Annotated in this window: 23 protein-coding genes; 9 read left to right on the top strand and 14 right to left on the bottom strand. The window is 69.5% G+C overall.

Going from position 1 to position 26,700, the window contains the following annotated elements:
- The 7 genes from CKO31_RS12485 to lipA form a co-directional block, all read right to left on the bottom strand.
- Positions 1-145 (bottom strand): helix-turn-helix domain-containing protein (locus CKO31_RS12485; RefSeq protein WP_200237831.1); only part of this gene is annotated, 145 nt, incomplete at its 3' end.
- A gap of 39 nt (positions 146-184) precedes the next feature.
- Positions 185-574, bottom strand: coding sequence for a PaaI family thioesterase (locus CKO31_RS12490; protein ID WP_200237834.1), 390 nt, complete (start codon positions 572-574; stop codon positions 185-187).
- A 12-nt stretch (positions 575-586) separates the two neighbouring features.
- Positions 587-3,190 (bottom strand): Fe/S-dependent 2-methylisocitrate dehydratase AcnD, encoded by a 2,604-nt coding sequence (gene acnD, locus CKO31_RS12495; protein WP_200237837.1) that lies wholly within the window; start codon positions 3,188-3,190, stop codon positions 587-589.
- Positions 3,190-4,344 (bottom strand): bifunctional 2-methylcitrate synthase/citrate synthase, encoded by a 1,155-nt coding sequence (gene prpC, locus CKO31_RS12500; protein ID WP_200237839.1) that lies wholly within the window; start codon positions 4,342-4,344, stop codon positions 3,190-3,192. The genes acnD and prpC overlap by 1 nt, the downstream gene beginning before the upstream one ends.
- 629 nt (positions 4,345-4,973) lie before the next feature.
- Positions 4,974-5,774 (bottom strand): YdcF family protein, encoded by an 801-nt coding sequence (locus tag CKO31_RS12505; RefSeq protein WP_200237842.1) that lies wholly within the window; start codon positions 5,772-5,774, stop codon positions 4,974-4,976.
- A gap of 240 nt (positions 5,775-6,014) precedes the next feature.
- Positions 6,015-6,440, bottom strand: a complete 426-nt coding sequence (locus CKO31_RS12510) for a hypothetical protein (RefSeq protein ID WP_200237844.1) — start codon at positions 6,438-6,440, stop codon at positions 6,015-6,017.
- 101 nt (positions 6,441-6,541) lie between these two features.
- Positions 6,542-7,519: a lipoyl synthase gene (lipA, locus tag CKO31_RS12515; RefSeq protein WP_200237847.1), complete on the bottom strand. Its 978-nt coding sequence runs from the start codon at positions 7,517-7,519 to the stop codon at positions 6,542-6,544.
- A gap of 151 nt (positions 7,520-7,670) precedes the next feature.
- On the opposite strand from lipA, the gene CKO31_RS12520 reads away from it, so the two are divergent.
- On the top strand, positions 7,671-8,849 hold the full coding sequence (locus CKO31_RS12520) for an ImmA/IrrE family metallo-endopeptidase (RefSeq protein ID WP_200237849.1): 1,179 nt from the start codon (positions 7,671-7,673) through the stop codon (positions 8,847-8,849).
- 279 nt (positions 8,850-9,128) lie between these two features.
- Positions 9,129-9,614 (top strand): thermonuclease family protein, encoded by a 486-nt coding sequence (locus CKO31_RS12525; RefSeq protein ID WP_242475336.1) that lies wholly within the window; start codon positions 9,129-9,131, stop codon positions 9,612-9,614.
- Positions 9,615-9,810: 196 nt separating this feature from the next.
- Here CKO31_RS12525 and msrB read toward each other — a convergent pair whose 3' ends face one another.
- Entirely contained in the window at positions 9,811-10,209 is a 399-nt protein-coding gene (gene msrB / locus CKO31_RS12530; RefSeq protein WP_200237852.1) for a peptide-methionine (R)-S-oxide reductase MsrB, read from the bottom strand.
- Positions 10,210-10,400: 191 nt separating this feature from the next.
- Between msrB and CKO31_RS12535 the strand changes: the two genes are divergently transcribed.
- From CKO31_RS12535 to asd, 3 genes are read left to right on the top strand one after another with little or no spacing between them, the layout of a single operon-like run.
- Positions 10,401-11,594, top strand: coding sequence for a pyridoxal-phosphate-dependent aminotransferase family protein (locus CKO31_RS12535; RefSeq protein WP_200237855.1), 1,194 nt, complete (start codon positions 10,401-10,403; stop codon positions 11,592-11,594).
- A gap of 34 nt (positions 11,595-11,628) precedes the next feature.
- Positions 11,629-12,282: an SCO family protein gene (locus CKO31_RS12540; protein WP_200237856.1), complete on the top strand. Its 654-nt coding sequence runs from the start codon at positions 11,629-11,631 to the stop codon at positions 12,280-12,282.
- Positions 12,279-13,211: an archaetidylserine decarboxylase gene (asd, locus tag CKO31_RS12545; protein WP_200237859.1), complete on the top strand. Its 933-nt coding sequence runs from the start codon at positions 12,279-12,281 to the stop codon at positions 13,209-13,211. Before CKO31_RS12540 ends, asd begins: the two co-directional genes overlap by 4 nt.
- A gap of 187 nt (positions 13,212-13,398) precedes the next feature.
- Here the strand turns inward: asd and CKO31_RS12550 are convergent, their stop codons facing one another.
- Both CKO31_RS12550 and CKO31_RS12555 read right to left on the bottom strand, forming a co-directional pair.
- Positions 13,399-14,394, bottom strand: a complete 996-nt coding sequence (locus CKO31_RS12550) for a hypothetical protein (protein WP_200237861.1) — start codon at positions 14,392-14,394, stop codon at positions 13,399-13,401.
- Positions 14,395-15,053: 659 nt separating this feature from the next.
- Complete coding sequence (locus CKO31_RS12555) at positions 15,054-15,479, bottom strand: hypothetical protein (RefSeq protein WP_200237863.1); 426 nt, start codon at positions 15,477-15,479, stop codon at positions 15,054-15,056.
- A gap of 150 nt (positions 15,480-15,629) precedes the next feature.
- Here CKO31_RS12555 and CKO31_RS12560 point away from each other — a divergent pair, with 150 nt between their 5' ends.
- Both CKO31_RS12560 and CKO31_RS12565 read left to right on the top strand, forming a co-directional pair.
- Positions 15,630-17,477 (top strand): DegV family protein, encoded by a 1,848-nt coding sequence (locus tag CKO31_RS12560; RefSeq protein WP_200237864.1) that lies wholly within the window; start codon positions 15,630-15,632, stop codon positions 17,475-17,477.
- Between the two features lie 269 nt (positions 17,478-17,746).
- Complete coding sequence (locus CKO31_RS12565) at positions 17,747-18,979, top strand: AI-2E family transporter (protein ID WP_200237866.1); 1,233 nt, start codon at positions 17,747-17,749, stop codon at positions 18,977-18,979.
- Between the two features lie 50 nt (positions 18,980-19,029).
- Here CKO31_RS12565 and CKO31_RS12570 read toward each other — a convergent pair whose 3' ends face one another.
- Positions 19,030-19,911, bottom strand: coding sequence for a class I SAM-dependent methyltransferase (locus CKO31_RS12570; RefSeq protein WP_200237868.1), 882 nt, complete (start codon positions 19,909-19,911; stop codon positions 19,030-19,032).
- A gap of 328 nt (positions 19,912-20,239) precedes the next feature.
- Here CKO31_RS12570 and CKO31_RS12575 point away from each other — a divergent pair, with 328 nt between their 5' ends.
- Positions 20,240-21,241 carry an AraC family transcriptional regulator gene (locus tag CKO31_RS12575; protein ID WP_200237870.1) on the top strand — a complete coding sequence of 334 codons (1,002 nt, stop codon included), beginning with the start codon at positions 20,240-20,242 and terminating at the stop codon, positions 21,239-21,241.
- A gap of 648 nt (positions 21,242-21,889) precedes the next feature.
- On the opposite strand, the gene CKO31_RS12580 is transcribed toward CKO31_RS12575, so the two are convergent.
- The 3 genes from CKO31_RS12580 to CKO31_RS12590 all read right to left on the bottom strand — a co-directional run bounded on the left by CKO31_RS12580 (position 21,890) and on the right by CKO31_RS12590 (position 25,326).
- The gene (locus tag CKO31_RS12580; RefSeq protein WP_200237872.1) at positions 21,890-22,603 is read right to left on the bottom strand and encodes an anaerobic ribonucleoside-triphosphate reductase activating protein; all 714 of its coding nucleotides are present in this window, start codon (positions 22,601-22,603) and stop codon (positions 21,890-21,892) included.
- 270 nt (positions 22,604-22,873) lie between these two features.
- Complete coding sequence (gene nrdD / locus CKO31_RS12585; RefSeq protein ID WP_200237874.1) at positions 22,874-23,068, bottom strand: anaerobic ribonucleoside-triphosphate reductase; 195 nt, start codon at positions 23,066-23,068, stop codon at positions 22,874-22,876.
- Positions 23,069-23,235: 167 nt separating this feature from the next.
- Complete coding sequence (locus CKO31_RS12590) at positions 23,236-25,326, bottom strand: ribonucleoside triphosphate reductase (RefSeq protein WP_200237876.1); 2,091 nt, start codon at positions 25,324-25,326, stop codon at positions 23,236-23,238.
- 330 nt (positions 25,327-25,656) lie between these two features.
- On the opposite strand from CKO31_RS12590, the gene CKO31_RS12595 reads away from it, so the two are divergent.
- Positions 25,657-26,616 (top strand): NAD(P)-dependent oxidoreductase, encoded by a 960-nt coding sequence (locus CKO31_RS12595; RefSeq protein ID WP_200237878.1) that lies wholly within the window; start codon positions 25,657-25,659, stop codon positions 26,614-26,616.
- Positions 26,617-26,700 lie beyond the last annotated feature (84 nt).

A 26,700-nucleotide genomic window follows, 5' to 3' on the forward strand; every position in this document is an offset into this window, starting at 1 on the left:
ACAGCGTGCGCTCGTTCACGCCGAACGCCGCCGCTACTTCCGCCACCGGCTGGCCGCGCTTGACGGCGGCCACCGCCTGCATGCGCATGGTCTGCAATGACTGATGGTCGAGCTTGCGCCCGTCGGAATCGCGTTTGCATTTCATGCCGCCATTATACCAGACCTGGCTTTACTTTCGAGCGGCTTAGTAAGTCCCGACCACGTGCGCAACGGGCCGGTCGTCGCCCTCGGAGAACAGGGAAACCTCGCCCACGATCAGCGTCCGGCCGACCTTAAGCAGCCGGCACTCGCCGATGATGTCCCGGTCGCCGGCCGGCATGCGCAGGAAGTTGGTGTTGAGATTGGTAGTAGCCACGTCCACGGTGAGTCCCAGCTCCCCGCACAGGGCCACGTAGAGCCCGACATCGGCCACGGCCATCAGCACGGGCCCGGACACGCTGCCGCCGGGCCTGAGCTCATCGAAGCCGATGGCGTGGCGGACCCGGGCGCCGCCGTCGCCGACGGCCTCCACCATGACCTTGGTCTGCGGGAACTCGGCGGCCAGAAAGGCCGCCAGCTCTGCCTTGGTGGGCATCTGCGTCGCGGATCAGGCCGCGGCGGCCAGGAAGTCCTGCGCGAACCGCTGCAGTACCCCGCCGGCGGTGTAGACCCGCTCCTCCTCCGCCGTGTCCAGCCGGCAGGTGACCGGGATCTCCACCTGCTCGCCGTTGGCGCGGTGCATGACGACCGTCAGCTCGGCCTGGGGCGCCGGCGCGCCGACCACGTCGAAGGTCTCGGTGCCGTCGATGGCGTAGGTGTGCCGGTCTTCCCCCGCTTTGAACTGCAACGGCAGCACGCCCATGCCGACGAGGTTGGTGCGATGGATGCGCTCGAAGCCCTCGGCGACGATGGCCTCCACACCCGCCAGGCGCACGCCCTTGGCCGCCCAGTCGCGGGACGAGCCCTGGCCGTAGTCCGCGCCGGCGATGATGCACAGCGGCTGGCCGCGGCTCATGTAGGTCTCGATGGCCTCCCACATGCGCATCTGCTCGCCGTCCGGCTCCACGCGGGCCAGGGAGCCCTGGATCACCTCGCCCTGCTCATCGCGGCACATCTCGTTGCAGAGCTTGGGGTTGGCCAGGGTGGCGCGCTGGGCGGTGAGGTGGTCGCCGCGGTGGGTGGCGTAGGAGTTGAAGTCCGCTTCGGCCAAGCCCATGCGCGCCAGGTACTCGCCGGCGGCGCTGGTGGGCAGGATGGCGTTGGACGGCGACAGATGATCGGTGGTGATGTTGTCGCCGAGCACCGCCAGCGGGCGTAAGCCTTGCAGCCCGGGCGCGGCGGCCAGCCCGCCTTGCCAGTATGGCGGCCGGCGGATGTAGGTGCTCATGTCGCGCCAGTCGTAGAGCGGGCTCTCGGCCTGCTCGCGCACACCCAGCGCGAACATGGGCGTGTAGATCTGCTGGAACTGCTCCGGCTTGACATACTGCTCCACGATGGCGTCGATCTCCGCGTCCGACGGCCAGATGTCATTGAGCGTCACGGGGTGGCCGTCGGCGTCGGTGCCCAGCGCGTCGCGCTCGATGTCGAAGCGCACGGTGCCGGCGATGGCATAGGCCACCACCAGCGGCGGCGAGGCCAGGAAGGCCTGCTTGGCGTATGGGTGGATGCGGCCGTCGAAGTTGCGGTTGCCCGACAGGACCGCGGTGGCATAGAGATCGCGGTCGATGATCTCCTGCTGGATTTTGGGGTCCAGCGCGCCGGACATGCCGTTGCAGGTGGTGCAGGCGTAGCCCACGATGCCGAAGCCGAGCGCCTCCAGCTCCGGCAGCAGGCCGGCGGCCTCCAGGTACAGCCGGGCGACCCTGGAGCCCGGCGCGAAAGAGCTCTTCACCCAGGGCTTGCGGGTCAGGCCAAGCTGGTTGGCCTTGCGCGCCACGAGGCCGGCCGCCACCACATTGCGCGGGTTGGAGGTGTTGGTGCAGGAGGTGATAGCCGCGATGATCACGGCACCGTCGGGCAGCTCGCCTCGCGTCTCTTCCCATGCGCCGGCGATGCCCCGCTCGGCCAGGGCCGATGTCGGCAGGCGCCGGTGGGGGTTGGATGGGCCGGCCATGGTGCGGCCCACCGTGGAGAGGTCGAACCGCAGCACGCGGTCGTACTCGGCGCTCGCCAGGTCATCGGCCCAGAGCCCGGCGGTCTTGGCGTAGGTCTCCACCAGCTCGACCTGCTCGGGGTCGCGGCCGGTGAGCTTGAGATAGGCGATGGTCTGCTCGTCGATGGCGAACATGCCGGCGGAGGCGCCGTACTCGGGCGTCATGTTGGAGATGGTCGCCCGGTCGCCGATGGTGAGCGAGCGGGCGCCGGCGCCGAAAAACTCCAGATAGGCCGAGACCACCTTGGCGTTGCGCAGAAACTCCGTCAGCGCCAGCACGATGTCCGTCGCCGTAATGCCGGGCTGGCGCTTGCCGGTCAACTCCACGCCGACGATCTCCGGCAGCCGCATCATGGTGGGCCGGCCGAGCATGACGGTCTCGGCCTCGAGGCCGCCGACGCCGATGGCGATGACGCCCAGGCAGTCCACGTGCGGGGTGTGGGAGTCGGTACCGACGCAGGTGTCCGGGAAGGCGATGCGCCTGCCGTTCTCATCCGGGCGCGCCTGGATCACCGGCGACATCTTCTCAAGGTTGATCTGGTGCATGATGCCGTTGCCGGCAGGGATGACATCCACGTTGTCGAAGGCCGTCTTGCACCAATCGATGAAGTGGAAGCGGTCTTCGTTGCGGCGGTCCTCGACGGCGCGGTTCTTGTCGAAGGCGTCGGGATCGAAGCCGGGCGCCTCCACCGCCAGGGAGTGGTCGACGATGAGCTGGGTCGGCACCACCGGATTCACCTTGGCCGGATCGCCGCCGCGCTCGGCGATGGCGTCACGCAGACCGGCCAGGTCCACCAGCGCGGTCTGGCCCAGGATGTCGTGACAGACCACGCGCGCCGGGTACCAGGGGAAGTCCAGGTCGCGCTTGCGGTGCACGATCTGCGCCAGCGACTCGGTCAGGGTGCCCGGGTCGCAGCGGCGCACCAATTGCTCCGCCAGCACCCGGGCGGTATAGGGCAGCTTGGCGTAGGCACCGGGTTGGATGGCCTCGACGGCCTCGCGGGTATCGAAGTATTCCAGGGCGGTGCCCGGCAGGGGCTTGCGGTGTTCGGTGTTCATCAGCGTTCGTCGATGGGCGGCCAGGGCCGCGGCTCGGGGCCCACGTAGTGGGCGCTGGGCCGGATGATCTTGTGGTCATGGCGCTGCTCCAGGACATGCGCCACCCAGCCCGTGGTCCGGGCGATGACGAAGACCGGGGTAAACAGGGCCGTCGGTATGCCCATCTGCGCATAGGCCACCGCCGAGAACCAGTCCAGGTTCGGGAACATCTTCTTCTGGCTCCACATGACCTGCTCCAGGCGGGCGGCGACGTCGAACATGCGCATGTCGCCGGCGGCATCCGAGAGGCGATGCGCCACGGACTTGATCGCCTCGTTCCGCGGGTCGGAGATGGTGTACACCGGATGCCCGAAGCCGATGACGATCTCCTTGCGCCCGACGCGCTCGGTGATGTCGGCTTCTGCCTCGTCGGCGGTGGCGTAGCGGTGCTGGATGTCGCAGGCGACCTCGTTGGCCCCGCCGTGCTTGGGCCCGCGCAGCGCGCCGATGGCGGCGGTGATGGTGCTGTAGAGATCCGAATCCGTGCCGCTGACGACCCGCGCCGTGAAGGTGGACGCGTTGAACTCGTGCTCGGCGTAGAGGATCAGCGATGTGTGCATGGCCCGCACCCACTCCGCCGGGGGCATTTGACCGTGCAGCAGATGGAGAAAGTGCCCGCCCACCGAGTCGTCGGCGGTCTCCACGTCGATGCGCCGGCCGTTGTGGGCGAAGTGGTACCAATACAGCAGCATGGAGCCGAAGCTCGCCAGCAGCCGGTCGCCGATGTCCCGGGCCGCGGCCGCCGGCATGTCGGGGGCCTCCGGCTCCAGGCAGCCGAGCACGGAGCACCCGGTGCGCAGCACGTCCATGGGCTGCGCCGACGGCGGCAGCTGCTCCAGGGCCGTCTTCAGGGCGGCCGGCAGGCCGCGCAGGCTGCGCAGCTTGCGCTTGTAGGCGGCCAGCTCGGCGCGGGTCGGCAGCCGCTCGTGGATCAGCAGGAAGGCGATCTCTTCGAACTCCGCGCGATCGGCGAAGTCCAGGATGTCGTAGCCGCGGTAGTGCAGGTCGTTACCCGTGCGCCCAACGGTGCAGACCGCGGTGTTGCCGGCGGTGACGCCGGACAGCGCGACGGCCTTCTTCGCTTTGGGCTTGGGCTGTTTATTGGCATCGGTCATGGCCCCTCCTCTCGGGTGCCTCCTCCAGGTGATGGATACGCGCCCCGGGGAGCGCGGACGTCTTCGACGCTCCCCCGGCGCGGCGAAAGCTTATACCGCAATTCCCCATTCGGCTCGAAGCGGCCGCCCCCACGCCGGCGGCTCCAGGCGGCGGGAGCCAAGCTCCGTCGGAGACCGACCCCCCGGAGATACCGGACTCCCGCGACGGGATGGGCCGCGCTGCGTCTGCATAGACAACCCACACTCAGCGATTCCCGCCTTGACAAGTGGGCTTAGGGTAGTCCACGCATTTACGACTCACTGTTGAGAGCACCTCTAGCCCCATGGCCTAACCGACGGCGGCACCGGGCCGATCCTGAGTCTTGCACAGCGTCTGTGGATAAGTCTGTGGAAGAAGCTTGTGCGACTAGGCTAAGTCACTGACACAGTGACAGTCCCATGAAATTGTCCAATACTTAGCCAACGCAATTTCTAATTTTTGATCAGTATCTTGGGATTTCTTCGCAGAATCCGCGGCAAGCGGGGCGCTGAGCCCCGCCCCCGCTGCCGGGTCCGCCCCTCGTCTGTGCATAAGCGACAACACCGCCCGACAGCCGACACCCGAGGCCGCGACGCGCATTTGATCCATGTCAAGCCCGATCAGCGCCCGGCGTATCCGCCCCAACCAGCCGGGCGCGAAGCTGGTAGTACACGGCCCCGGCCAACTCGTGGATCGCGTAGTAGCTCGCATAGAAGCTCGCTGCCTGCGGCAGCCAACGCCGGGCGCGGTCATTGGTATGGCCGTCGCCGGGCAGCCGGCGGCTCCCGGACAGGAAATAGGTGGGCGCCGGCACCACGTCGACACCCGCCCGCCGGAAGGCATCGGCGGCCCGCGGCATGTGCCAGGCGTCGGTCACCAGCAGCACCCGGTGGATTCCGGCCGCGCCCAGCAGGGGCGCCGAGCGCTCGGCGTTCTCGCGGGTGTTGCGGCTCTCATCCTCCAGCATCGCCACCGGGACGCCGAGCTCCTGCTCCAGGAACCGCCGCATGACCCGCCCCGGTGCTGCAGGGCCGGCCCCACCGCTGACATGGATCGGCAGCCCGGTGCGCCGATGCAGCCAGGCGGCATAACGGGCGCGCTTCATGCCGTTCAGATCCACGGTGTGGCCGCCGTACTCCGGTGCGTCCCGATAGACGCCGGCGCCCAACACCAGTATGGCCCCGGCACCGGTCTGGTCCACGGCGTCGGGCGGCAGCGCAGGGTAGCGCTCCGACAGCGCGATCAACGGGCCCGCGAACACGGGCAGGCTCATGATCAGCAACAGACTCCAAGCGACGAAGAGCACCATCCGGCCCAGGATGCCCCGCACCAGCAAGAAGGCGATGGCGATCAGCACCAGGAACAGACCCGGCGGCAGCAAGAGCTGCTTCAGGACGCTATAGGCTTCCATGCAATGCGAATGTCTCCGTGGCTGCTGTTAAGGGCACCGACGTCGGGTGGTCTCACATCATGCCCGGTGTCTGCGGCGCGGTATCGCTATCGGTATCGGGATCGCTACCGGGATCGAGATCGGTATCGGTATCGGTGTCGGTATCGACACGCTGTCACTGGCGGCTCGACAGCGATGCCGATACCGACCCCGACTCGTCAACACCATTGCAAACGGTCTCCGGATTCTAACGCCTGTGCGCTAGCCCCCGCGGTCCGGGGGCCCGTCGGACCCCGCATCCTCGGCATCGTCCGCCGCCCCGGCGAAGCGCATGAACACCAGGCTCGGCAGCACGGCGATGGCGGCGACGCTCATCAGCGCCACCGCATAGAGCGCAAACCAAATGCTGCTGCGCCGCGCGACCACCACCAACACGCCCAGCGCCAGCACCGCCGCGATCCCGAGCATCACGGCCTGCCGCAAGGCCCCATCGCCGACGGCCGCCGCTGTCCCCGCCGGCGCGAGCGCCGAGAGCAACAAAAGATTCACCACCAGCATCAGCGCCGCATTGGGCAGCGAGAAGGGCGCGTAGCCGTAACGCCGCAGCGCCGCTCGGTTCACGGCATAGACGCTGCGCAGCAGCGCCATGAAGACGCCGAAGGCGAGCAGCAGCCAGAGCCAGGCCATCGCCGGTCAAGCGCGTGCAGGCAGCAGATCCACCGGAGCCGGCGGCCTCGTGCGCAACCAGGTCCGATGCATCGGGGCGAGCGACATCGATGCCGACGGCATCAATCGCGAGCCAATGCCTTGGCCTGCTGATCCGCCTGATAGGAGGAGCGCACCATGGGCCCGCTGGCGACGGCGGAGAAGCCCATGGCCTGCGCCTCCGCCCCCAGGGCGTCGAACTCCGCCGGGGTCCAGAAGCGCTTCACCGGCAGATGGTCGCGGCTCGGCTGCAGATACTGCCCGAGGGTGAGCATGTCGCAGCCGTGGGCGCGCAGATCCCGCAGCACGGCCAGCACCTCGTCGCGCTCCTCGCCCAGGCCCAGCATCAGGCCGGACTTGGTGGGCACGTCGGGATGCCGCGCCTTGAACGCGGCCAGCAGCTCCAGGGAGCCCCGGTAATCGGCACCCGGCCGCGCCTCGCGGTAGAGCCGCGGCACGGTCTCCAGGTTGTGGTTGAACACATCCGGCACGGCTTCACCGGTGAAGGCGTCCAGCGCCCGCGCCTCGCGGCCGCGGAAATCCGGCACCAGCACCTCCAGGCGGATCTCCGGGCTGCGGGCGCGCACGGCGCTCAGGCAGGCCGCGAAATGCCCGGCACCGCCGTCGCGCAGATCGTCCCGGTCCACCGAGGTGATGACCACGTAGCGCAGGCCCATCTGCGCAATGGACTCCGCCAGGCGCTCGGGCTCGGCGGCGTCCAGCGGCTCCGGGCGGCCGTGGGCCACGTCACAGAAGGGGCAGCGGCGGGTGCAGATGTCGCCGAGGATCATGAAGGTCGCCGTGCCGTGCCCGAAGCATTCGCCCAGGTTCGGGCACTGCGCCTCCTCGCACACCGTCGCGAGCCCGGTCTCCCGCAGCAGCCGCTTGATCCGGCCGACGCCTTTACCCGTGGGCGCCTTGGCCCGGATCCAGCTCGGCTTGCGCGGCACCTCGCCGGTGGGCTCGATCTTCACCGGAATGCGCGCGACCTTGTCGCGGCCGCGCTGATGGGTCTCGGGGGAGTAACGGGACGGGGCTTCGAGCGGACTCGCGTCGGGCATGAGGGACTCCGTGGAGCTTCTTCAGAATTCTAGACTTGGCACCCGGGACAGGGCCGGGCGCATCTGCGGGCTTGGACCCGCGGCGGGGCCGACAGTTTAACAGCTCCGTGCCCGATTCCTTCCGGCGAGATACTCGGCATCGAGAACACCCATGATTAACGAAGACCGCAACGAATACGTCCCGGATTACGCGGTCCCGCCCGGCGACGTGCTGGAGTACGAGCTGGAACTGCGCCACATGCCGAAGTCGGAGCTCGCGCGCCGCACGGGCCTGAGCGAGAAGCACATCAACGCCATCGTCAAGTCCAGGGGCAGCGCCAGTATCACGCCGGAGACGGCCATCAAGCTCGAGCGCGCCCTGGGCATGCCCGCGGAGTACTGGCTCAACCTGGAAGCCAACTACCGGGAGGCCTGCGCGCGCCTCGCCGAGCACGGCGAGCTGGAGCAGGGTCTGGATTGGCTCCAACGCGTACCCGTAGCCGAAATGACCAAGCTCGGGTGGCTCCCGAGGCATCGCGACAAGAAGGACCAGCTGGTGGAGGTCCTGCGCTTCTTCGGGATTGCAAGCGCGACCCAGTGGGAGCAGATGTGGCCGCGCCTGGCCGTCGCCTACCGGCAGCACACCAAGCAGAAACTCTGCAATATTGCCGTCTCCGCCTGGCTGCGCAAGGGAGAGTTGGATGCCGAGCACATCGACTGCGCCCCTTACGACAAGGCCGCTTTCCGGACCGCCCTCGACGAGGTACGTCCCCTAACCGCAGCGACCGACCCGGCATGCTTCGTGCCGAAGCTCCAGGGCCGCTGCGCCGCTGCGGGTGTTGCCGTGGTCTTCGTGCCGGCATTACCGAAGACCGGCGTCAGCGGCGCCACCCGCTGGCTGCACCCGCAGAAGGCCATCATCCAGCTGAGCCTGCGCTACAAGAGCAACGACCACCTCTGGTTCACCTTCTTCCACGAGGCCGGCCACATCCTGCTGCACAGCAAAAAGGCCCTGTTCCTGGAGACCGTCAACGGCACGAGCACCAACGGCCCCGGCATCAACCACCCCGGCATTGACAACATGGACGAGCAGAAGGAAGCCGAGGCCAACGCCTTCGCGGAACAGGAGCTGATCCCGCAGCGTGCCTTTGCGAAATTCGCAAGCCGTGGCACCTTCAGCAAGGCGGCCATCCGGAACTTTGCCGTAGCCCAGGGCATCGCCCCCGGCATCGTCGTCGGCCAGCTTCAGCACAAGGGCCTGCTACCGCACACCCACTGCAACGACCTCAAGGTCCGCTACCGCTGGACCCACGAAGACAACGCCGATGCGGCCAGGAATCCGAGCGCGTGAGACTCTCCCAACAACAGCTCGAAGCCCACCTCTGGGGCGCCGCCAACATCCTGCGCGGCAAGACCGCGGGCCAGGACTAAAAGAACTACTCCAACAACAGCGGCCCGTCGGACGTGCTGGGGCACGCCTACGAGTACCTGATGCGCAAGGAGCTGGTGGAAGCGGGGCTGGTCGATGCTGTCATCGCCCTGCCACCCAAAGAATTGACCGAGGCACGCGCCCGACGAGACACACTCGCGGCAAACCCGACGACGCCACGGCACAGAGCCGGGAGGCGACATGCTGAAAACGCCAAGCTTATGCCTGTTCTTGCTGCTGATCGTCGGCACTGCGGCCAAGGCCGCGGACTTCGATTTCGAGGGCCACGCCATCGTCCGCGACGACGGCAGCCTGCTCATCGGCAACCGCACGGTGCACCTGTTCGGCATCTATATGCCGGAGACCAACCGCCAGTGCCGCCGGTGGATCTCGCCGGTGCGCTGCGCCGAGCGCGGCGTGCTGGCGCTGGATTTCATCACCGAGGGCTTCATCCGCTGCATCGAGCGCCGGCGCAATGCCGACGGCAGCATCCAGGCCACCTGCTGGAAGGACCGCACCAGCTTCGACCCGGGGCTGGACCTGGCTGCCTATCTCATCGAGCGCGGCTGGGCGCTGGCGCTGCCGGGCGCCCCCTTCGAATACCAGGCCATGGAGCGCATCGCCCGCGCCCGGGAGCGGGGCGTCTGGGGCTTTCCCGTGGATTCCATCACGCAGCCGCAACGGTGAGCCGCCGCGACGGCGCGGACCGACAGTTCGAAGCGAGCAGCCTGGAAAGCGCAGCTCACCATCGAGCACGCCAAGATCGTGCTCATCGTGCCCTTGTGGGAGCGGCATCCTTGCCGCGAGATCAGCGCGCCGAGGCACCCGAAGTCGTCGCGGCAGGGAGGCCGCTCCCACCTCGGCCGGGCCCGCCCAGCGCCGCTCAATCCTCCGGCTCGAAGGTCAGCGACACCGAGTTGATACAATAGCGCTCGCCGGTCGGCCGCGGGCCGTCCGGAAAGACGTGCCCGAGGTGAGAGCCGCAGCGCGCGCAGTGCACTTCGGTGCGCCGCATGCCGTGGCTGGTGTCGGTGTCGGTCTCGACGGCGCCGTCGGCGCTCGGCTGCCAGAAGCTCGGCCAGCCGGTGCCGGAGTCGAACTTGTGAGCGGACGCGAAGAGCTCGGCACCGCAGCCGGCACACAGATACCGCCCGGCGTCCTTGGTGGACCAGTAGGCGCCGGTGAACGCGGGCTCGGTGCCCTGCCGGCGCAGCACGCGGTACTGCTCCGGGGTCAGCTCGGCGCGCCACTCGGCATCGGATTTCTCGATCTTCTCGGTCATCTGGGTCTCCTCGCAATGCGTTGCTGGGCTACGGAGCGGCTCGCTCGGGTACAGCTGGGCTGCTGGCTGGGGGGGCTGGCCAGCTGGCCGCACGCGGTTGTGAGCGCGATCCTGGCCCCGCTATACTGGCGGATTCACTGAGGCAGGCCCCGGAAATGAGCCCAAGGGGCTGAAACACAACGGAAACGCTTATGCAAGTCAGCTCGTTCCAACCGCCACCACGGACGCTGATGGGGCCGGGCCCCGCCGATGTCCACCCGCGCGTGACCGCCGCGCTGGCCAGACCCACCATCGGCCACCTGGACCCCGCCTTCAGCGCCATGATGGAAGAGCTGAAGGGACTGCTGCGCTACGCCTTGCGCACAGACAACCCGCTGACCATGCCCGTCTCGGCCCCGGGCTCCGCCGGCATGGAGACCTGCTTCGTCAACCTGGTGGAGCCGGGCGACAAGGTCATCGTCTGCAGCAACGGCGTCTTCGGCGGGCGCATGCGCGAGAACGTGGTGCGCTGCGGCGGCGAGGCCGTGGTGGTGGCGGACGACTGGGGTCGCGCCGTGGACCCACAGAAGCTGGAAGACGCCCTCAAGGCCCATCCGGATGCCAAGCTCGTCGCCTGCGTGCACGCCGAGACCTCCACCGGCGCCTGCTCGGACGTCAAGACCCTGGTGGAGCTGGCCCACCGCCACGACTGCTTGACCATCGTCGACGCCGTCACGGCCCTCGGCGGCTCGCCGCTGGAGGTGGACGCCTGGGGCATCGACGCCGTCTATGCCGGCAGTCAGAAGTGCTTGTCCTGCACGCCGGGCCTGGCGCCGGTCAGCTTCAGCGAGCGGGCCTTGGCCAAGGTCACGTCACGCAGCACGCCGGTGCAGAGCTGGTTCCTGGACCTGAACCTGGTGCTCGGCTACTGGCAGGGCAACGACGGCGGCAGCAGCAAGCGCTCCTACCACCACACGGCGCCCGTGAATGCCCTGTACGGCCTGCACGAGGCCCTGGTGATGCTCGCCGAAGAGGGCATCGAGCAGTCCTGGGAGCGCCACCACCGCAACCACCTGGCGCTGCGCGCCGGACTCGAGACCCTGGGCCTGGAGCTGGTAGTGCCCGAGGCGGAGCGCCTGCCGCAGCTCAATGCCGTCGCCGTGCCCGGCGGTGTGGACGAGGCCGCCGTGCGCGCGCGCCTGCTCGACACCTACGACCTGGAAATCGGCGCCGGCCTCGGCGCGCTGGCCGGCAAGGTCTGGCGCATCGGGCTCATGGGCTACTCCAGCCGGCCCGAGAACATCCTGCTCTGCCTGGGCGCCCTCGGCAGCGTGCTGAACGACATGGGCCACCAGGCGGACACCGGCGCGGCCCTGAGCGCAGCCCAGTCCATGTTGGCACGCTGAGCTCGCCCGCCGCTATGTCTGCGCTGCACCGAGCTTGAGCAAGACACCGGGCCCTGCACGGGGCGGGCGACACGCTCGCCCGCTGCTGCCGCGGCTAGTGATGGCGGTGGCCGCCATCGGCCTGTTCCTGCTGGCCTACCAGTGGGGCAACCAGTATCGCTACGACGGCGGCGAGCCGCCGGACATCGACGGCGTGCTGATCCGCCCGCCGCAGCCGCTGCCCGACTTCGTCCTGCACGACACCGGCGGCGAGCCCGTGGGCCGCGGGACCCTGTTCGAGCACTGGAGCCTGCTCGCCTTCGGCAACCTCTCCGGGGCCGCCGGCCACCGGGGCATCTCCCGACTGGTGGCGGTGTCCAACCGCCTCGCCGGCGAGCGGGACCTGCGCGAGCGCTTGCGTCTGCTGATGGCCACCGCGGATGCCGCACCCGCCCTGGCGCGGGACTTCGAGCGGTTGTCGCCGGCCATCGCCGTGCTGAGCGGCGCCAGGGCCGAGGTCGCCGAGCTGGCGGCGGCCCTGGGCGCGGATGCCGAGGGCGCCCTCGACGGCGTGCCCGATGCACCGCCGACCCTGTTCCTGCTGGATCCGGCCGCCGAGCTGGTGGCCATCTTCCCCGGCGCCCAACCCCCGGCGGCCATCGCCGAAGACCTGGCCGCGCTCGCCGAGCAGCGGGCACGCCAGCGATGAGCCCATCTGGGAGCCCATTAGGGAGCGAAGCCCTCCAGTCCGGCGGGCGGCGCCTGCGGGCGGTCGGCGAGCGCCTGTTCGTGGGCCTGCAGACGGTGCTGCCGCAGCACCCGCTGTCGCGGCTCGTGCACAGGCTGACGCGGCTGCCGGCGGGGCCTGTGACCCATCTCGCCGTGCGCGCCTTCGTGCGGGCCTATGGTGTGGACCTCCACGAGGCGGCACAGCCCGCGGCCAGCGCCTACCGGACCTTCAACGACTTCTTCACCCGGGCCCTGCGCGCGGATGCCCGGCCGCTGGACCCGCGACCCGAGGCCCTGCTGGCACCGGCGGATGCCCGCATCAGCGAGATCGGTAGCCTCACCGGCGGACGCCTGCTCCAGGCCAAGGGACAGAGCTTCGACGTGCAGGCGCTGCTCGGCGGCGACCCCAGGCTGGCGGCGACCTTCGCGGACGGCGCCTTTGCGACCCTCTACCTAGCGCCCCGGGACTACCACCGGGTGCACATGCCGGTCTCCGGCAGGCTCCGCAGCGCCTTCCATGTGCCTGGGCGGCTGTTCAGCGTCAACCCGGTCACCGCCGCCCGGGTACCGCGGCTCTATGCCCGCAACGAGCGTGTCGTGACCCTGTTCGACACCGCTGCCGGCCCGCTGGCGGTGGTGCTGGTGGGCGCGATCTTCGTCGGCGGCATCGCGACCGTCTGGCAAGGCCAAGTCACGCCGCCGCGCGGCCGGCGGCTACAGCACCTACAGCTGCCGACCCCTGCACCGACGCTGGCCCGCGGCGCCGAGCTTGGGCGCTTCGACATGGGCTCCACAGTCATCCTGCTGCTGCCGAGGGACAGCGTCACCTGGCTGCCGGAGCAGGCGGCGGGCCAACGGGTGTGCATGGGCAAGGCACTGGGACTGCTCACCGCAAGCCCCGCCTCCTGACCCTGACCTGACCCTGCCGCGGACCCAGCACCCGACCGGGCGCGCCGGCGCCAGCAGGGGTCGCCGCGCGCCGCCAGAGCATCTGCCGCAAAACACAACGGCCCCGCAGCCTGGGGCTGCGGGGCCGTGGCCCGAGCATGGCTGCCGCCCGGGGCCAACGCCCCGGGTGGCGGCTGCTAACCCGCGCTCAGCGCCGCTCGGGCGTCGGCGGCATGGGCGAGAACTGCGGCGCCCACATGGGCACTGGCCGGCTCGGCCCCATGGGCTTCGGGGCGATCGGCACCACAAAGGTGTTCGGACCGCCGGTGGGCACCTGCGGCATCGGCCGGCGCTGGGGCTCGCGCCTGGTCGGCTGCTCGGTGGGCAGCTCTGCCGTCTGCGCCGGCGGTGCTGCCTCTGTCGGCGCCTCAGGGGCTGGCTCGGCGGGGGCTGGCTCGGCGGGGACGGGTGCGGCTTCGGCCTGAGCCGGCGGCTCCGGTGCAGCGGCGGTCTCCTCCGGCGCAGCGGGCTCGGCTGGGGTGGCCACCTCGGCTGGGGCAGCCGGCTCCGCTGGGGCAGCTAGCTCCGCCGGGGCCTCGGCAGCCGCCGTTGCCGGCTCCGCCGCCTCGCCAGCAGGCTCCGCCGGTGCCTCGGCGGTGGCCGGCTCGGCGGGTGCCTCGGCTTCCGCGGCCTCGGCCGTTGCCTCAGCGGCTGCAGGCTCCTCAGGGGCCTCGGCCGTTGCCTCGGTGGCTGCAGGCTCCTCAGGGGCCGGGGCCGCTGCCGGCTCGGCGGCTGCCTCCGCGGTCGCCGGCTCGGCCTCGGCGGGCGCTGCATCCTCGGCAGGCTCCGCGGCGGCAGTCTCCGGTGCCGCCGCTTCCGCTGCCGGCTCCTCATCCGCCGCCGCGGCGGTCTCTTCGGTGCCGGCCTCGGGCGCCGCCGGCTCGGCCTCAGCGGTTGCTGCCGCCGGCGCCTCGGCCGGCTCCGGCTTCGGCGGTGCCGCAACGGTCACGGTGCCGATGGGCTCGAGGTTGGCGGTCACCTCTTCCGGTGAGGGCGTATCAGGCTTGCTGGCAGCCTGCCCCAGCAGCAGATAGGCGCTGCCCACCACGAGGAAGGCGACGGCGCCTTTCACCATCAGCGCGCCGACGTCGTCGGTGTAGAGCGTGGAAAACTGTTTTGCCAGCCAGGACAGGGCGTTGCTCACGGTCGTGTTCCTCTGTTACGGCGATGTGTTTCTATGCTAATGAAATCCCGATGGAATCTGGCTTTGGACACTGGCCCTGTGCACACTCGGCCGCAGGCTCGGGGCAACCCTCGCACCAGCCGGCCACGGGCGGCGCCGATGGGCCAGCGAAGCCCAGCGGCGGGCTGCGGCATTACTCTTGCCGGCCCAGTGCCGGCCCAGCCCGTAGGCCGTCGCGAGCCGCCTTGGCGTGCGCGACGCCGCATTGGCCAAGCCCGCAGAGCACAGGTCCGCCAATGTCTTGGGCGTCCGGACCGCTCGACGGCCACCGCGCTCGGCATCCCCGGCGCACGCGCGCGAGCCCGATGCGAGCGCTGGGCGGCGGCGCTGGGCGGGCACTGGGGCAGTATCCTGCGGGGCGCGGCCTGCCCGACCGGCAGCCCCCGGCCCGCGGGCGCCGTACGCTGCCTGAACGGCGGCCCCGATGCAAGGCCGGAGGCGTCGTTAGCCACCAAAGGCAGCACCATCGGCCCCGCGCCGCATCGACTGCCTCGCCGCGGCGAAGCGCCTGCGGCGCTGGCTCCATCTGCGCGCGGGGTGGGATTTGCGGTCGGGAGCCGGCAAAATCCACCCATACCAGCGTGGAATTGACCGCGCGGGGCATGGCGCGGCCACCCGCCTCAGCGCGCGGGCGCCTGCACGCCGTGCTCTGCGAGCCACTGCACATCGAGCTGCCAGTCCACGCGCTCCACGTCGGGCTTGCCCAAAATCAGGGTCTGAGCACGCTTTTGGTGCTCGATGAGGTTTTGCTGGGCGGCGACCATGGCCGGGTCGTCCTGGGCTTTGCCGGCGAGCTCCGGCTTGACAATCTCCAAAAAGCGCATGGCGGGCACATCGAAGGAGCGCGGCGTCGAGATGGTCGCCACGCCGTCGGCGTAGTCAACGACCCGAAAATCGTAGACATAGTCGGCGAGCTTGGGGTCGGACTCGAGGACCTCGTTCAGCTCGCCAACGCGCGGGTTCCAGCTCGCGGTGATCCACAAGGCGAGCAAACCGAGCACGATGACGGCGAGTGCGATGCTGTAATTGCGGGTGAAGGTATCCATGGGGGTATCCGGGTCGGTGATCGAGAAGAATTCGCATAGCGCGGCCGACGGCCGCATAAACTGACAACAGGATGCCTAAGCCACTGGGTTGGATGCCATGAAGAACCGCAACGGCCGCCACCGGCCGGATCACCGCCGCAGGCCGCGACCATGAGCGCGCAATCATTGCCCGATGTTACCGCTGCGACGGCGCCGCTGGACGGGCGCCGGCTGCTGCACTGCTGGCACGGGGCGGCGACGGCGCTGCTCGCGCAACGCGGACGCCTGGACCAGGAAAACGTCTTTCCCGTCGCCGACGGCGATACGGGCACGAACATGGCCGCCACCTTGACCGAAGCCGTGGCCGCCTGCACGCCGCTGCGCCACGCCGGGCACATGCAGAACGCCCTCGCCGGCGCCGCCCTAGCGGCGTCCCGCGGCAACTCAGGGATCATCCTGGCGCAGTTCCTCGGCGGCCTCGCTGCGGGCTTGCGCGATGCCGAGCGGGTGGATGCCCGCGCTCTCGCAGCAGCGGCAGGTCCCGCGGTGGCGAGCGCCCGCGGCGCAGTGGCGGCGCCGGTGGAAGGAACCGTGCTGACCGTCATGGCCGCCTGGGCCGAGGCGCTCGCGGCGGCCTGTACCGAGGCAGCATCCCCGGATTCGCTCGCCGACCTCGCGACGGCGCTGGCCGGGGCGCGCCAAGCGGCGGCGGCGGCGCTGGCGCACACCCCGAGCCAACTGGCCGCCCTCGCCGATGCCGGCGTGGTGGACGCCGGGGCGGACGGCTTCGTCTGCCTGCTCGGCGGCTTTGCGGCGGCGCTGGCCACATCCCCGGACGCCGACGGGGCCTTGGCGGACCCGGACGCGCCGATGCTGCCGGAGTCGCTGCACGGCGATCATGACCCCGCCCGGCTGCCGGCACCGCCGACGCTGCGCTGGTGCACCGAGATCCTGCTGGAAGACACCCGGGCGAGCCCCGAGCAAGTGCGCGGGCTGCTGGCGGACCTGGGGGATTCGGTGATCGCCGCCGGCCGTGCGCCGCGCTTGAAGGTACACCTGCACACCAACCAGCCGCACCTGGCCGCCGCCCGGCTGCGGGCGCACGGGCGTCTGGGCCCGCAGAAGGTGGAAGACATGCGCCTGCAGTACGCCGCCCACCACGGCCCGGCGGCACCAGTGGGGCTGGTGACCGACAGCGCCTGCGACCTGCCGGCCGCCCTGCGCGAGCGCTACCAGGTGCACCAGGTGCCGCTCACCATCCAATGGCAGGAGCACGAGTACATCGACGGGCGTACGCTGACCGCCGCGGATTTCTACAGCCAGCTCGGCCGCTCCCCTGAACACCCGCGCACCTCGCAGCCGCCGCTGCCGCGCTTCGAGCGCCTCTACGGGGATCTCCTGGGCTGCCACGAGGAGCTGCTGTCGCTACACCTGTCGGCGCGCATGTCAGGCACCTTTGGTGCCGCGCGGCTCGCCGCCGAGCGCACCGGCCGCGGGCGGGTGCACTGCGTCGACACGCGCCGGCTGTCGGCTGCGCTCGGACTGGTGGTGCTCGGCGCCGCCGAGGCCCTGGCGGACGGCGCCGATGCCCGGACCGCCGCCGAGCTGGCCCGGGATCTGGCCGCGCGCACGGACATCTTCGTGCTGGTACCGAGCCTGGAGGCTATGGTGAGCGGCGGGCGGATTAGCGCCGGTGTCGGCAAGCTGGCCCGCTGGAGCGGCCTCAAGCCCTTGGTGTCGGTGAACGCCGAGGGCACGGCGGCCGTCCGCGGCGCGGCCTTGTCGGTGGATGGGCTGGAGCGCGGTATGCTCGCGCGGCTGCGCCGGGGCAAGCGGCGCCGCGAGACCGAGCGCTGGGCCGTGGTGCACGCGGCGGCGCCGGCGGCTGCCGCACGCCTCACCGCCAAGGCCGCGGACGTGCTCGGCAGCGAGCCGGCCTGGTTGATGGAGACGGCGCCCATCCTGGGCGCGCACGTGGGGCTGGACTCCGTCGGCGTCGCCGTCACCTGGCGCAGCTAGCACCGACGACGCTGCGCCACCGTTCGTGAACCGGCCCGGCCCGAGCCCGGAGCCTAGGGCCTAGGGCCTAGGGCCGGCAATTGGACCTCGAAGAGCATGAAGAGCACGAAGCTTGTCGGATCGATAGCCGAGCGTGCGCGATCCCTCCGCCGGGCCGGAAAGGACGCCAGATTCGGATTGTATCTATCTAATTTTATTGGCCTTTCCTCGTGCTCTTCGTGTCCTTTGTGGTGTAACCCTCTTTTGAAATGCCAGTCCGAGCACAGGCGATGACACAGAACAACCTCAACAAGCTGGTGCTACTGGGCCTGGTGGCGGTCATATCGCTGCTGTTCCTGGGCATGATCGCGCAGTTCCTGATGGCCATCCTCATGGCCGGGCTGTTCTCGGCCCTGACCCAGCCGGTGTTCCATTGGCTCACCCGGCTCTTCGGCGGCAACCGCTACCTGGGCGCGGCGGTGAACCTGCTGCTGCTGGTGCTGGTGGTGCTGCTGCCGGTGACGCTGCTCGCGGGCATCGTCATCGCCCAGGCCGTGGATGTGGGCCGCTCGCTGACCCCCATCGCGGTGCAGTTCGTGCGCGAGCCCGAGGCCTTCATCACCTGGCTGCACAACCTGCCCTACTATCAGGAGGTCATGGCCTACGAGGACGAGCTGAAGAACCAGCTCGCCGCGTCCATCGAGGCCGCCGGCAGCTTCCTGGTGGGCGGACTCTCGCAGGTGGCCATCAGCACCGCGAACCTGCTGTTCATGGCGCTGGTGTTCCTCTACACCTTCTTCTTCTTCCAGCTGGACGGGCACAAGGTGGTGCACGCGATCCTCTACTACCTGCCGCTGGAGGACCGGGTGGAGCGGCGTCTGCTCACCAAGTTCACGCTGGTGACCCAGGCCATGCTCAAGGGCACCTTCCTGATCGGGCTGCTCCAAGGCGCGCTGGCGGGCATCGCCTTCGGCGTCGCCGGCGTGCCGCACGCCGTCTTTTGGGGGACGGTGATGGCGGTGCTGTCCATCGTCCCCGGCATCGGCTCGGCGGTGGTCTGGGTGCCGGCGTCCATCATCCTCATGCTGCAGGGCAGTGTCGTCGCCGGCGTCGGGCTGTTCCTGTTCTGCGCCCTGGTGGTGGGCAGCATCGACAATCTGCTGCGGCCCATCCTGGTGGGCAAAGACACCAACATGCACGAGCTGATGATCTTCTTCGGCACCCTGGGCGGGCTCTTCACCTTCGGCATGGCAGGCCTGCTCATCGGCCCGGTGATCGCGTCCCTGTTCCTCACCATCTGGGAGATCTACGGCGAGGCCTTCCACGACGTGCTGCCGGCGGTGGGCGAGGAGACGGCCGAAGCGCCGGCCCATGCCATCGCCGAGGACGGCGCCTATGACGACGCCACTGCCGCGGCCATGGCCGCCGCCGTGTCCTCACCCGCCGAGTCGACCGCCGAGTCGCCGGGCGCCGAGGACGCGGCACCAGCGCCCGAGCGGCGCAGCGACGAGGCCGCGTCCTAGCGCACCGACGGCCTGCGGCGAGGCCCTGGGTGCCGGCGGCCCAGGCGCTGTCAGCTCGCGGCGCGGTCTGCCCGTGCAATGACCGCTTCCAGGTAGTCACCCGGCACCACCAGCGAGTCGCCGCCGATGTTGCGCGCCTCCAGCAGCTCCACCAGATCGGCGTGCAGCCGCGACCGGCCGTCGCCGTCCAGCGCGTCGAAGGCCATGTGCAAGGGGCCGTAATAGCTGCGGAAGACCTCGATCCAATGGTCCGCGGAGCGGTAGCGGAAGTTGAAAGTGCGCCGCGCGCAGCGGATGTCGGCGGCGCCGTCGCCGAAGAGCGCGTGCAGATGCTCGGCCTCGCCCCAGAGCGTCGGCGGGCGCAGCCCGGCGGGCGGCTGCACGTACTGGGAGACGGTGCGCAGCAAGGCGCCGATGAAGCCCTCGGGCGTCCAGGCGGCCAGCCCGATGCGACCGCCCGGGCGCACCACACGCAGCAGCTCGCCTGCGGCGCGGGTCTGATCGGGCGCGAACATCGCCCCGAAGATCGACAGGGCCACATCGAAGCTCGCGTCCGAGAAGGGCAAGGCCTCGGCGTCGGCCACGCGCAACTCGACGTCGAGCCCTTCGGCCTCGGCGCGGGCGGCCGCCTTGTCCAGCAGCTGCGGCACATAGTCGACGCCGGTGACGGCGGCGAAGCGCCGCGCCGACGCCAGCGTCGCATTGCCGTTGCCCGCGGCCACGTCGAGCACGCGCTCGCCGGCCCGCAGATCGATGTTTTCGGCCAGGGCTTCGCCCACGCCTTGCAGGGTGGTGCCGATGATCGCGTAATCGCCACTGGCCCAGGTCGCCCGCTGGCGCTGCTTGATGGCCTCGAAATCCGGCGCCTCTGCCGCGACGGCGCCGGCGGTTGTAAGCTGGTCAGACGGCCGGGTTTGAACGGACTCGCGCATGATTGACCTCCGGTGGCTGAAACTGTGTAGTTATCGCGCCGCGGCGCTTGCGCCGGGCGCTGGACACCGACAGGTCCATTGTTTCGTCGCCAGCCGGCCGCTGCTTGACCCGGCGTCCTGCAAACTTGCTCGTGCGTCCGCACGGGAAACGCCGATTTCTCGGCGTTTCCCGTGCGGGCCAGGACGGCCCGCCATGGTCAGCGGCGTAAGCCGCTGAAAATGAAGGAACCGGGGAACCGCGTTCTCCGGTTCCGTCCGATTTTTGGGCAGGATGCCCAATAAATCGGTGTCTCCCCAGGCCACGCGAGGCGCGCTCGAAGCCGATGCCATGAGCCGAGACACCCTCTCCGATCTGCTGCGTGCGGTGCGCCTGCGCACTGCGGTCTTCTACTACGTGAGCAACCAGGCAGACTGGGCGGCCCAGGCCCCGCCGGCGCATGAGATCGCCGAGGCGGTGATGCCCGGGGCCGAGCATGTGATGGAGTTCCACATGGTGGCCCGCGGCAGCGGCTGGGCGGCCCTGCAGGGGCGCGAGCCGGTGCCGCTGCGGGCGGGCGACATCCTGATGTTCCCCCACGGCGACGCCCACGTCATGTCCAGCGCCCCCGGGCTCGCGCCCGAGCGCATCGAGCCGGAATGGGTCTTCGCGACCCGGCACGAGCCCAAGCCCATTCCCATCGCGTTCCATCGGGGTGTCTTGCAGCCCGGCGCGACCTTACCGGTGCAGGACGCCGACAGCATCCTGGTCTGCGGCTTCCTCGGCTGCGACCTGCGCCCGTTCAACCCGCTGGTGTCCGCCCTGCCGCGTCTGCTGCACCTGCCCGCCGGGCATGGCGGCGATTGGATTCGCCATGTCATCGATCAGGCCGCAAAGGAATCCGCCGCCCCGCACCCGGGCACCGAGGCCGTGCTCGAGCGCCTCGCCGAGATGATGTTCGTCGACACCGCGCGGCGCTACTTGGAGGGCTTGCCGGCGGACGCCACCGGCTGGCTGGCTGGCCTGCGCGACCGCCACGTCGGACGCGCCCTGGCCCTGTTGCACGAGCGCCCCGAGCATCCCTGGACCATCGACGAGCTGGGCAGTCGGGTCGGGCTCTCGCGCTCGGCCCTGCATGAGCGCTTCACCGCCTATCTCGGCCAACCGCCCATGCACTACCTGGCCAACTGGCGGATCCAGGTCGCCTCGGTGCTGCTGCGCGAGAGCCGGCGCAGCGTCGCCGACATCGCACTGGAGGTGGGCTACGAGTCCGAGGCCGCCTTCTCGCGCGCCTTCAAGCGCCTCGTCGGCGTCCCGCCCGCGGCCTGGCGCCGCTCCGTATCGCCAGCCTGAGCGCCAGAGCTTCGCCGACGCCTGTTGCGGGCGCCAGCCAGAGGTCCGCCACCAGGGTACTGATTCTGAGGACGGTAACCATAACTCCGCAAGTCATCCGGCCGCTAAGATTTGGGGACGGTAAACATAATTTTGCAACTCAGCCCTCCGCAGCGCTGACACGGCGGCGGTCCAGACTGCCGATCCGGCTGCCGTCGTCCCCGCGCCGGCCATTCGGCAGCGGTGCGCGGCGGGGCCAGGTCGCCGCGGACAGTCGACTCGACGCGGCCCTGCGCCTATGCTTGCGCATCCGCCGCTCGATACCTCCGGGAGACTGCGATGCTCCGACTCGCCACGGCCGCCGCCCTGCTGCTCGCCGGCGCCTGCGCGGTTGCGCAAACCGCCGACCGCATCTGGTCCGGCGGGCCCATCCTGACGGGCCAGCGGCGCCTCGGTGGCGTGCGTGTCCGATCTCTTCCTGGCCATGTCGGGTGCCATGGCCGCGGAGCCGGAATTTCGGTAATCGCGCCCGCCGCATCCTTCGTCGCGACCCTGGTGGGGCAAGACCCTTCCGTGTCAGCCGGCCCTCCGAGCAGCGGGGCCAGATCTTGCATTCCAGCACCCGCAGCGACCTTTACCACCGCGCTCAAAGCGCTGATCTGGCTTCGATCAAGCCGCCCTCAATGAGAACCACTCAAACCGGCGCGCAGCATGCAAAACGTCCGGATCGGACGCCGCGAGCCGCCGCGGTCGCAGCGCCGGATCTCCGTCCCCGACCTCTCGGCATTGCTGCAACACCCAGCAGCCGACCCCGGCATCGGCCAGCCGCTGTGACAGTCGTTCGATGTAGGCCGGATCATCCAGTCCGGGCATGGGCGTGGTGCGGACTTCAAGATCCACGCCGGCATCCAGCAGCAGCCTCAGGCTCTCCCAGGCCCGCTCGCCAGAGCCCGCCGCGCCGGTGATGCCGGAGTAGTCCTCTGGCAGGGCCTTGATGTCGAGACCCACCCAATCGACCAGCGGTAGGAGCCGGGCGAGGCGCTCCGGATAGGGTCCGCCGGTGTGCAGACCGACCTTGAAGCCCAGGGCGCGGACCTCGGCCATGGCCGCGGGGAGCGCGCGCTGTGCCGTCGGCTCGCCGCCGGAGAAGACCACGGCGTCGAGCAGGCCGCGGCGGCGTTCGAGCAAGTTGAGGACCTCGGGCCAGGTGGGCTCGGGCGGGCCGTCCGGCTTTTGGAGATCGGCGTTGTGGCAGTAGGGGCAGCGCCAAGGGCAGCCGCGGCAATAGATCACCGCCGCCAGCTCGCCCGGGTAGTCGACGCTGGTGAGCGGAGTTAGACCGCCGATGCGCAATTGGTCGGCATTTTCGACAGAACCGGTCATTGCCACTGTTGCCTTGGATTGGCTATCGGCTCGCCCCGGGAGCCGGCAGCAACCACGAAGAGTGCAAAGCTCACGCAGAAGAGCACGTCAGGAACGAAGCCCGACACCACGCCGGCTGCCAGCGCCTCATTGTCGGGCCTCCTAACGTCGGCCCGACCTACGCCGAGGCTGATTGTCGGGCCTCCTGGCGTCGGCCCGACCTACGCCGGAGCGCCTGCGAGGCGGGTACACATTTTGGCCCGCCTCTGGAGCTTGGGCGGCAGCGCTTGCTCAGGCGGCCTCGGCGCGGCGCGGGCGCTCGGCCTGGGCACCGCTGGGCTGCTCGCTGAAGCAGGTGCGCTCGCGATGCTCGGACTGCTTGCCAGCATTGAACGCGCTCACCGGGCGGTGATAGCCCATGACGCGGGTCCAGACCTCGCAGCGGGTGCGCTCTTCGTCGCGGATTTCGATGCCATCGATGTTCATCTTTCGGGTCCTCGTTGGTTTTGCGGTTGAAAGGCTGGGTTGAATGGGTGGCTCGCAGGTCTTGCGATCTCGAGGGCTGAGGGCTGAGGGCTGAGGGACGGTATTCCGCACACTGACAGCCAATCGCGATCACGGCGCTCGACCGATTCAGGACGCATTTGTCCACATCATCCGAGCGCCGCCTCGGACCTCGATTCGGCCTCGGCCCTCGCTCCTCGACCCTCGGCCCTCTCCTTCCGCTTCTTCTCGACCAGCTCCGCATCGCACTTCGGGCAGAACTCGTGCTCGCCGGCGATGTAGCCGTGGTGCGGGCAGATGGAGAAGGTCGGGGTGACGGTGATGTAGGGCAGGCGGAAGTTGGTGAGCGCGCGCCGGACCAGGCGCTTGCAGGCATCGGCGGAGCTGATCTGCTCGCCCATGTAGAGGTGCAGCACGGTGCCGCCGGTGTACTTGGATTGCAGCTCGTCCTGCATGGCGAGCGCCTGGAAGGCGTCGTCGGTGTAGCCCACCGGCAGCTGGGAGGAGTTGGTGTAATAGGGCGCGTCCTCCGAGCCGGCCTGGATGATGCCGGGATAGCGCTTGTTGTCCTCGCGGGCGAAGCGGTAAGTCGTCCCCTCCGCCGGCGTCGCCTCCAGGTTGTACAGGTGTCCGGTCTCCTCCTGGAACTGCACCATCCGCTCGCGCACGTGATCCAGCAGCCGCGCCGCAAAGGCGTGGCCCCAGTCGCTGGTGATGTCTTCGGCGTCTGCGGTGAAGTTGCGGATCAGCTCGTTGATGCCGTTGACACCGATGGTGCTGAAATGATTACGCAGGGTGCCGAGATAGCGCTTGGTGTAGGGGAAGAGTCCGGCGTCCATGTGCCGCTGGATGACCTTGCGCTTGAGCTCCAGGCTCTTTTTGGCAAGCTCCATCAGCTCGTCCAGGCGGGCCAACAGCCCCGGCTCGTCGCCGGCGTGGGAGAAGCCCAAGCGCGCGCAGTTGATGGTGACGACGCCGAGGGAGCCGGTCTGCTCCGCGGAGCCGAACAGGCCGTTGCCGCGCTTGAGCAGCTCGGAGACGTCCAGGCGCAGCCGGCAGCACATGCTGCGGACCATGTTGGGCTCCATGTCGGAGGAGAGAAAGTTGCTGAAGTACGGCAAGCCATAGCGGGCCGTCATGCGAAACAGCAGCTCGGTGTTCTCGCTCTCCCACGGGAAGTCGTCGGTGATGTTGTAGGTCGGGATCGGGAAGGTGAAGATCCGCCCTTTGGCATCGCCCTCGGTCATCACCTCGATGTAGGCGCGGTTGATCATGTCCATCTCGGCCTGGAGCTCGCCGTAGGTGAAGGCTTGCTCCTCGCCGCCGATAACCGGGACCTGTTCTCTCAAATCCTCCGGGCAGACCCAGTCGAAGGTCAGGTTCGTGAAGGGGGTCTGACAACCCCACCGGCTCGGCACGTTCAGGTTATAGATCAGCTCCTGGATGTACTGCTTGACCTGGCGGTAGCAGAGCCCGTCGAGACGCACGAAGGGCGCCATGTAGGTATCGAAGCTGGAGAAGGCCTGCGCGCCGGCCCACTCGTTCTGCAGCGTGCCCAGGAAATTCACGATCTGCCCGACGGCGCTCGACATGTGCTTCGGCGGACCGGCCTCCACCTTGCCCGGCACGCCGTTCAAGCCCTCGGTGAGCAGCGTGCGCAGGGACCAGCCGGCGCAGTAGCCGGCGAGCATGTCCAGGTCGTGGATGTGCAGGTCGCCCGCGCGGTGCGCCTCCCCCACCTGCGGCGGATAGACGTGGGAGAGCCAGTAGTTGGCGATCATCTTGCCGGAGGTGTTCAGGATGAGCCCGCCCAGCGAGTAGCCCTGGTTGGCGTTGGCCGACACCCGCCAGTCCGAGCGGTCCAGGTACTCGTTGATGGAGGTGGCCACGTCCACCAGGGTGTGGCGGTCGCTGCGCAGCTTGGCGCGCTGCTCGCGGTAGACGATGTAGGAGCGCGCCGTCTCGAAGTGATTGGCGGCGATGAGCGTCTGCTCGACGACATCCTGGATGCCCTCGATGTCCGGCATCTGCGCAATGTCATGGCGGCCGTAGCGATGCGCGAGCACCTTCACCACTTGCGCCGTCAGCAGCTTGGCCTCCGGCTCGTCGAACTCGCCGGTGGCCTGCCCGGCGCGCAGGATGGCGGACTCGATCTTGCCCGCGTCGAAGGGCACCTCGCCGCCGTCGCGCTTGGCCACCCGCGTCGGCAGCACCGCCAAGGCCTTGGTTTCCGCCACCATTAAATGCGCTCCTGATTCGTGAGAAACACTAGATATTGTGCGAGACATTATAGAGAACCCTAGATATAGCGAAACCCCCCTGAGCAGAAAAGGTTGATAGCGATCAGCGCGGCGGCTCTATCCGCTGCCGGATCAACGGCTTGCGACGCGGAGTCCACAGGCGCCGAGCCCACCCATACACATCACGGCCCCGAAACCTCGGATCATCGCCTCGCAAATGTCCTGTCCACGCCGATGCCCACGCCCGTCCTCCTCGTCGTAAACTGTGGGATCCAATAGCAGGGCGCCGGCTACGGCGCCTGTGCTGATCAGCCAAGGAGACAGTCACTGATGACCGCGCGCATCGGCTTCATCGGCCTCGGCATCATGGGCCGCCCCATGGCCCTGAACCTGCTCGCGGCCGGCCACGAGCTCAGCGTCTATGCCCGCCGCACCGAGGCGCTCACCCCCGTCACCGACGCCGGCGCACGCGCCTGCGACAGCCCGGCCGGCGTCGCCCGCGAGGCGGATATCGTCTTCACCATGCTCGCCGACACGCCGGACGTGGCCGAGGTGGTTTTGGGGACTGGCGGGGGGACCGGCGGGAGCACCACCGGAGTCAGCGCGAGCGACGGCGGCGGCGACGACCGGCGTGCCCGCGCCGTCATCGCCGGCATCCGCCCCGGCAGCGTGGTGGTGGACATGAGCACCATCTCACCAGCGGTGACACGGCAGATCGCCGCAGAGCTGGCCCCGGCCGGGGCCACCATGCTAGACGCCCCCGTCTCCGGCGGCGACATCGGCGCCCGCGACGGCACCCTGTCCATCATGGTGGGTGGCCCGGCCGAGGCCTTCGCGCAGCTCGCGCCGCTGTTCGAGATCCTGGGCCGGCACGTGGTCCACGTCGGCGAGCACGGCGCTGGACAGATCTGCAAGGCCTGCAACCAAATCGTCGTGGGTCAGACCATCGCCGGCGTCGGCGAGGCCCTGCTGCTGGCGGAGGCCGCCGGCGTGGACGGTGCCCGGGTGCGCGAGGCGCTGCTCGGCGGCTTCGCCGGCAGCCGCATCCTGGAGGTCCATGGTCAGCGCATGCTCGACGACAACTACACGCCGGGCTTCAAGGCTGCGCTGCATCAAAAGGACATGCGCATCGTCCAGGAGACCGCCCACGAGCTGGGCCTCGGCCTGCCCGGTGCGGCCCTGGTAGCCCAGCTGCTCAACACCCTGGTGGGCCGGGGCGACGGCGGACTCGACTCCGCAGCGCTGCACCTGGCACAGCGGCGGCTGAATGCGCAGGGCGAGTCGAGCTAGCCGCGCAGCACCGGTGCGAGCCCGACTCACCGCGGCCCACCGCCCCGGCCTGCCGCTGCCCGTGTGGACCACAGCAACACCGCC

The organism is Thiohalocapsa halophila (assembly GCF_016583825.1).
GTDB lineage: Bacteria > Pseudomonadota > Gammaproteobacteria > Chromatiales > Chromatiaceae > Thiohalocapsa > Thiohalocapsa halophila.

Bases quoted from the DNA above. Each gene is read 5' to 3' on its own strand.
- CKO31_RS12525 (WP_242475336.1), top strand. From the start codon at position 9,129: ATGCTGAAAACGCCAAGCTTATGCCTGTTCTTGCTGCTGATCGTCGGC.
- lipA (WP_200237847.1), bottom strand. From the start codon at position 7,519: ATGCCCGACGCGAGTCCGCTCGAAGCCCCGTCCCGTTACTCCCCCGAG.
- CKO31_RS12565 (WP_200237866.1), top strand. From the start codon at position 17,747: ATGACACAGAACAACCTCAACAAGCTGGTGCTACTGGGCCTGGTGGCG.
- CKO31_RS12535 (WP_200237855.1), top strand. From the start codon at position 10,401: ATGCAAGTCAGCTCGTTCCAACCGCCACCACGGACGCTGATGGGGCCG.
- CKO31_RS12595 (WP_200237878.1), top strand. From the start codon at position 25,657: ATGACCGCGCGCATCGGCTTCATCGGCCTCGGCATCATGGGCCGCCCC.
- CKO31_RS12575 (WP_200237870.1), top strand. From the start codon at position 20,240: ATGAGCCGAGACACCCTCTCCGATCTGCTGCGTGCGGTGCGCCTGCGC.
- prpC (WP_200237839.1), bottom strand. From the start codon at position 4,344: ATGACCGATGCCAATAAACAGCCCAAGCCCAAAGCGAAGAAGGCCGTC.
- CKO31_RS12580 (WP_200237872.1), bottom strand. From the start codon at position 22,603: ATGACCGGTTCTGTCGAAAATGCCGACCAATTGCGCATCGGCGGTCTA.
- asd (WP_200237859.1), top strand. From the start codon at position 12,279: ATGAGCCCATCTGGGAGCCCATTAGGGAGCGAAGCCCTCCAGTCCGGC.
- CKO31_RS12520 (WP_200237849.1), top strand. From the start codon at position 7,671: ATGATTAACGAAGACCGCAACGAATACGTCCCGGATTACGCGGTCCCG.
- nrdD (WP_200237874.1), bottom strand. From the start codon at position 23,068: ATGAACATCGATGGCATCGAAATCCGCGACGAAGAGCGCACCCGCTGC.
- CKO31_RS12570 (WP_200237868.1), bottom strand. From the start codon at position 19,911: ATGCGCGAGTCCGTTCAAACCCGGCCGTCTGACCAGCTTACAACCGCC.
- CKO31_RS12560 (WP_200237864.1), top strand. From the start codon at position 15,630: ATGAGCGCGCAATCATTGCCCGATGTTACCGCTGCGACGGCGCCGCTG.
- CKO31_RS12555 (WP_200237863.1), bottom strand. From the start codon at position 15,479: ATGGATACCTTCACCCGCAATTACAGCATCGCACTCGCCGTCATCGTG.
- CKO31_RS12590 (WP_200237876.1), bottom strand. From the start codon at position 25,326: ATGGTGGCGGAAACCAAGGCCTTGGCGGTGCTGCCGACGCGGGTGGCC.
- CKO31_RS12505 (WP_200237842.1), bottom strand. From the start codon at position 5,774: ATGGAAGCCTATAGCGTCCTGAAGCAGCTCTTGCTGCCGCCGGGTCTG.
- msrB (WP_200237852.1), bottom strand. From the start codon at position 10,209: ATGACCGAGAAGATCGAGAAATCCGATGCCGAGTGGCGCGCCGAGCTG.
- CKO31_RS12490 (WP_200237834.1), bottom strand. From the start codon at position 574: ATGCCCACCAAGGCAGAGCTGGCGGCCTTTCTGGCCGCCGAGTTCCCG.
- CKO31_RS12510 (WP_200237844.1), bottom strand. From the start codon at position 6,440: ATGGCCTGGCTCTGGCTGCTGCTCGCCTTCGGCGTCTTCATGGCGCTG.
- acnD (WP_200237837.1), bottom strand. From the start codon at position 3,190: ATGAACACCGAACACCGCAAGCCCCTGCCGGGCACCGCCCTGGAATAC.